This window comes from Streptomyces sp. NPDC096013, from assembly GCF_044763565.1.
Taxonomy (GTDB): Bacteria; Actinomycetota; Actinomycetes; order Streptomycetales; family Streptomycetaceae; genus Streptomyces.
Genome location: NZ_JBIWGK010000041.1, coordinates 1 through 5,023, shown reverse-complemented (window position 1 = coordinate 5,023; position 5,023 = coordinate 1). Strand labels below are relative to the sequence as shown.

Below are 5,023 nucleotides of genomic sequence, written 5' to 3'. Positions count from 1 at the left end.
CGCAGCCGCCCATGAGGGCGAGCCCGTAGGGGCGGCCCAGGTCGAAGATGCCGATAAGGAGCCGACGGTGGTGCGCAGGGAGATCCGGCAGCCCCTGGTGGTTCACGCGGCAGCCTGCCCGGTGCGCGGACGCAACGCCGGGAAGGCGTCCTCCCACGCCGTACGGACGCCGCGGCCGACCATTTTCCGCAGCCGCGGCCAGTGCGAGACCAGAAGACCGCCGTCCAGGAACTGGAGGCAGTCCTCACGCAGGCCCGTGGTCAAAACGATGCGATACATGCCAAGGAGCAGCCTGTCATCGCCCAGATCGAAGGTGCGCAGCCCGGACCAGGCAAGACGCAGAGGCAGATCCACAAAGCCACCGGCAGGGCCGGCCAGCTCGGTCAGGCTCGTCGGCAACTGGCCCAAGGCCGGGCCCCAACGGGAAGACGCAGACGCCTCACGCTCTGCGGTGTCCTCGTGCCCGGAACCGTACGCATCCATGACACAACCCTAGAAGCTCATGGCTCGGCCGGGCCAGGCGCAGCAGCAGAGCGGGGAGGAACTGCCGGCCACGACACTCCTACGCCGCTCACAGCACCCAAAAAAAGGCCCCCAGCAAGGCTGGAAAACTCCACCTGACCTGCCATGCCGCCGGCTACCACAAGCACCAGCTCGACCTCCCCGGCCGCAGCGACCAGCTGCTCACCGATGACGCCGCCCCCTCATCCCCACCACATCCCGCGGCTTCCCCTCACGCAGTCAACAACCTCTGCCTGCAACCCCCCGCCGCCGAGAAAGCCGCCCAGGCCGCCTTACCGACGTCCTCGCCTGAGCGCCCCAGGCAAAACAGCCGCAACGACAGGGCCCACCGGCCCCCGCACCCAGCCGAACGGCCTCTGCCGGAACGGACCATTCGGCAAGACCCTGGGCGAGGAGGGGGAGGAACAGTCCACACTCCCGCGAGGACTGCGCGCCGACTCCTTCCCACCCGGGGGACGGACCCGAACCGTCCCTGCCCGTCCTTGACGCATGTTCGGGGGCACGCGTCAAGGACGGCACCGGCACCCCGCCGACCACCGCCCCGCGCACCAGCCCGGCAGAGCGAAACCCCTTCTCACCCACCGGCAACCCCACTGCCTGACGCGCCGGCCATTTCAGTCTCGCCGCCCACCCAGCACCAAAGCTCCGCGCTACACGCAGCATCCAACCCGGCACCACCCACCCACGCCACTGATTCCAGACGCACGCACAGCTCCCGGACACCCCCCGACGGGTGGCGCGAACCCGCTGACCGAAGCGTCTCAGGGCGGAGGGATCTCCAAGTCCGATGCCACTGCCCGAGTTTGCCATGCAGTAGTACTCATGCAAGAGTACTCGCATGTCGTCCATCAGATTGTTCATCCTCGACACGTTCGCGAGGAACGGCGAGATGCACGGGCACAAGGTCCGTCTCCAGGCAGAGCAGGAACATCTGCACCTGTGGACGGATGTGTCGGTAGGCAGCCTGTATCAGGCGATCAAACGGCTGCTGTCCGAAGGGCTACTCGCCGAGATACGGGTCGAGCGGGAAGGCAATCTGCCCGAGCGTCAGGTCTACGGCATCACCGACGAAGGGCGGCGGCGGCTGCGGGAACTGCAGTCCCAGGGACTCACCCACGTATGGATGAAACCGGACCCCTTCGACCTGGCCCTCACCCGCCTGGACCCCGAGAAACTGGATGATCTTCACGCCGTCATCACCTCCCGCCTGGACGAGCTCTCCTCCATGCTCTCCACCACCGAGGCGCTGAACGCGCACGCCATCGACAGCGGCTACCTGACGGTGAGCGAGTCCCTCGCCGTCAGTCACAGCGCGCACCGGCTGCGCGCCGAAGTCGCCTGGCTCCAAAAAGTCCTGGCCGCGGTGCCCGAGATCGTCGCCGACGAGCGGACTCGCCAGCCCGGCACCCCCTGACCGCCGGGCACCACGCCGGCACGTACCACCCTGCAACCTGCACGGACCGTGTACGGACCATATGGAGCATGCACCATGCCGGAACTGATCGAGCCCTTCACGCTGTCCATTCCCGACGAACAGCTGACCGACCTGGGCGAACGCCTCTCCCGCACACGGTGGCCCGACGCTGAAACCGTGTCCGACACGAGCCAGGGCCCCCAGTTGGCCAAGGTTCGCGCCCTGCACGACTACTGGCTCCACACCTACGACTGGCGGCGGTGCGAGAAAAACCTCAACGGCTTCGGTCAGTCCCGCACCACCTTCGACGGCCTGGGAATCCACTTCCTCCACGTGCGCTCGCCGGAACCGGACGCCCTTCCCTTGATCATGACCCACGGATGGCCCAGCTCGGTTCTCGACTTCCACAAGGTCATCGGCCCGCTGACCGACCCCGCAGCCCACGGCGGCGATCCGCGCGACGCTTTCCACCTGGTGGTGCCTTCGCTGCCGGGATTCGGATTCTCCGACCGGCCAACCGCACCCGGCTGGGGATTTCCCCGGATCGCCGAAGCCTGGATCACCCTGATGAACCGGCTCGGGTACCAGCGGTGGGGTGCGCAGGGCGGCGACCTCGGCTGCGCGGTGACCGACGAGATCGGTCGCGCGGCCCCGGACGGATGCGTCGGACTGCACCTCAACTTCGCCATGTTCCCGCCCACACCCGAGGAGATCAAGGACGCCACCGCGCAGGAACAGGCCATGCTCGACAGTGCCGGCTGGTTCTGGGAGAACCTTTCGGGCTACGCCAAACAACAGGCGACCCGCCCGCAGACCGTCGGCTACTCCCTCGCGGACTCCCCCATCGGCCTGGCCGCCTGGATCTACGCGATGTACCAGGACACCTGCGGCACACCAGGAGACGCGGAAGCGTCATTCACCCTGGACGAACTGCTCGACACCATCATGCTGTACTGGCTCCCCAACACCGGAGCATCCTCCGCCCGAACGTACTGGGAAATGGCCCGAGCACCCCGCCCCTCCGCGCCGCCCCCCACCGAACCCATCACCGTGCCCAGCGGCTTCAGCATGTTCCCCAGGGAACACGTGCGAAAGTCCAGGCGCTGGATCGAGCGCCGCTACAGCAACGTGATCCACTTCAGCGAGCCCGCCGCAGGAGGCCACTTCGCAGCCCTGGAGCAGCCGCAACGCTTCACCGACGACGTCCGGGCCACATTCCGCACCGTGCGCTGAACCCAGACGCCCACCCCCCGACCGACCTCCTTGCAGAAAGGCACGATCCCATGACGGCACTGCCGGCCGGACTCCTCGAACTGCTGCGACGGCCCAGTCCCTGCTTCATGGCCACCACGATGCCCGACGGCTCACCCCAGCTCACCCAGACCTGGGTGGACACCGACAGCGACAACATCCTCATCAACACCGTCGAGGGCTACCAAAAGGCGAAGAACGTACAACGCGACCCGCGCGTCGCCCTGAGCATTGCCGACCCCGACGACACAACCCGCTACTTCGGAGTAAAAGGGCACGTCACCGCCGCCACCACCGACGGCGCCCTCGAACACGTCGAACGCCTCTCCCAGAAATACACCGGCCGGCCCTACACCTCCTACGGCGGCCCGGGACAGACCCGGATCCTGCTGACCATCGCCGTCGACACCATCCTTCACGCCCCCGCCGACTAAACGGTCTGTGAAACAGCCCCGGTCAGGCAACCGCTCCAGATACGGACTGCGAACCGAGGGCGAACTCGGTTTCCGGCTCGGCCCGGGCAGTACGCCAGCGCATGCAGGCACCGATGGCCGCGTGCCGGCCACGGCTGCGGTCATCGACAGCATCGCGTCCCTGCATGACAGCAGCCCGGCGAGACGGGGAAGCCATGAGCGACGACATCCCTGCGATCATTCCGAGTGATCCGCGATGGCAGCCGGACCGCGCCGCGGCCGACCGTGCCACCACCCGCCTCGCAGACCCGGCCCCGCGGCCGCCGACAGCGTGGACGCGGAGACCGGCGTGACCTGGCACGACGTGGTCACCGCCATCGACTGCGGGAGCAACCCGGAAAAAACCGGCTGCCCCCCGTGCCAGAAACCCACCGACACCACCTGGCGGACCAACCAACGCGAGGCCCACTACGCGGGCGGCCTCACCACACCCACGACCGAGGTCCCCTGCCGCGAAGGATCCACCACCCCCGACACCCCAGCATACGACCGGCCCTGCGGCCTCACCCGCTTTCAGATCACCACCCGCAACCCCGAACGCCCCTGGCTCAACCAGGACGAACTGACAACACCGGGAAACCGGCCGGGCCACCCGGTGAAACAGATCCGGGCCCACACCCCGCAACCCAGCCCACCACCCACTGCCCGCCGCCCGCCCTGGCCGCGGCCAGACGGCACGACGGTATCCGCCGCGGCCAGGGAAGCAATCCACACCACCCGGTCAGTCCTCCGGCAGCACCCTCCGACGAACAGCCCCAACCCGCCGGTCACAGCCGGCCGCGAACAGCCCGGGAAGCACCCTGCCGAGCGTTCCGGCAACCCGACGGACCAGCAGCCACACCGCCGGATCCATCCACAACACAGCCCAGATCCCTCATCCGGAACCTCTCCAGCCAGAGCGACAGCACCAGCCCCTCATCACCCGTGAGCCCAACCGTGACCCGACCCTCACCTATCCACACCCCGAGCCCCGACCCCACCCACCGAGCCCCGGCCCCCGACCACACGCACAGGAACACCCCCGACGGACCCCGCCGCCCCCCGCCCCAAGGAACCAGCCCCACACTAACCAACCACATACATACACGCACAAATCGCCCCAAATAGGGACCAACTAAACGCCGTCATGGAAACCCGGCCCCGCCCCCCGCCCCCTCACACCCCGGACACCCGCCCACAGCCCAGCAACCGGCCACCGCACACCCTCCCGGCCCCCCACCCAACCCCGTAGACTATACGAACTGGACGGTATTTTTACCCGCACCACGGAACCCCGCCACGAAAGAAGCCACCCCATGCCCCAACCCAAACAAGACCGCGCCATCCGCACCCGCCACACCATCCTCATGGCAGCCGCCACCGT

At 67.9% G+C, this 5,023-nt stretch carries 4 protein-coding genes; 3 read left to right on the top strand and 1 reads right to left on the bottom strand.

All coding sequences use genetic code 11. From position 1 onward, the window contains the following. Nucleotides 1–102: 102 nt before the first annotated feature. On the bottom strand, nucleotides 103–483 hold the full coding sequence (locus tag ACIRB1_RS47070) for a hypothetical protein (RefSeq protein ID WP_403470120.1): 381 nt from the start codon (nucleotides 481–483) through the stop codon (nucleotides 103–105). An 877-nt stretch (nucleotides 484–1,360) separates the two neighbouring features. Between ACIRB1_RS47070 and ACIRB1_RS47065 the strand changes: the two genes are divergently transcribed. The 3 genes from ACIRB1_RS47065 (at nucleotide 1,361) to ACIRB1_RS47055 (ending at nucleotide 3,621) form a co-directional block, all read left to right on the top strand. Beyond that, nucleotides 1,361–1,936 (top strand): PadR family transcriptional regulator, encoded by a 576-nt coding sequence (locus ACIRB1_RS47065; protein ID WP_403470119.1) that lies wholly within the window; start codon nucleotides 1,361–1,363, stop codon nucleotides 1,934–1,936. 75 nt (nucleotides 1,937–2,011) lie between these two features. Continuing rightward, the gene (locus ACIRB1_RS47060) at nucleotides 2,012–3,169 is read left to right on the top strand and encodes an epoxide hydrolase family protein (protein WP_403470118.1); all 1,158 of its coding nucleotides are present in this window, start codon (nucleotides 2,012–2,014) and stop codon (nucleotides 3,167–3,169) included. 50 nt (nucleotides 3,170–3,219) lie between these two features. Then, nucleotides 3,220–3,621, top strand: coding sequence for a TIGR03618 family F420-dependent PPOX class oxidoreductase (locus tag ACIRB1_RS47055; protein WP_403470117.1), 402 nt, complete (start codon nucleotides 3,220–3,222; stop codon nucleotides 3,619–3,621). Nucleotides 3,622–5,023 lie beyond the last annotated feature (1,402 nt).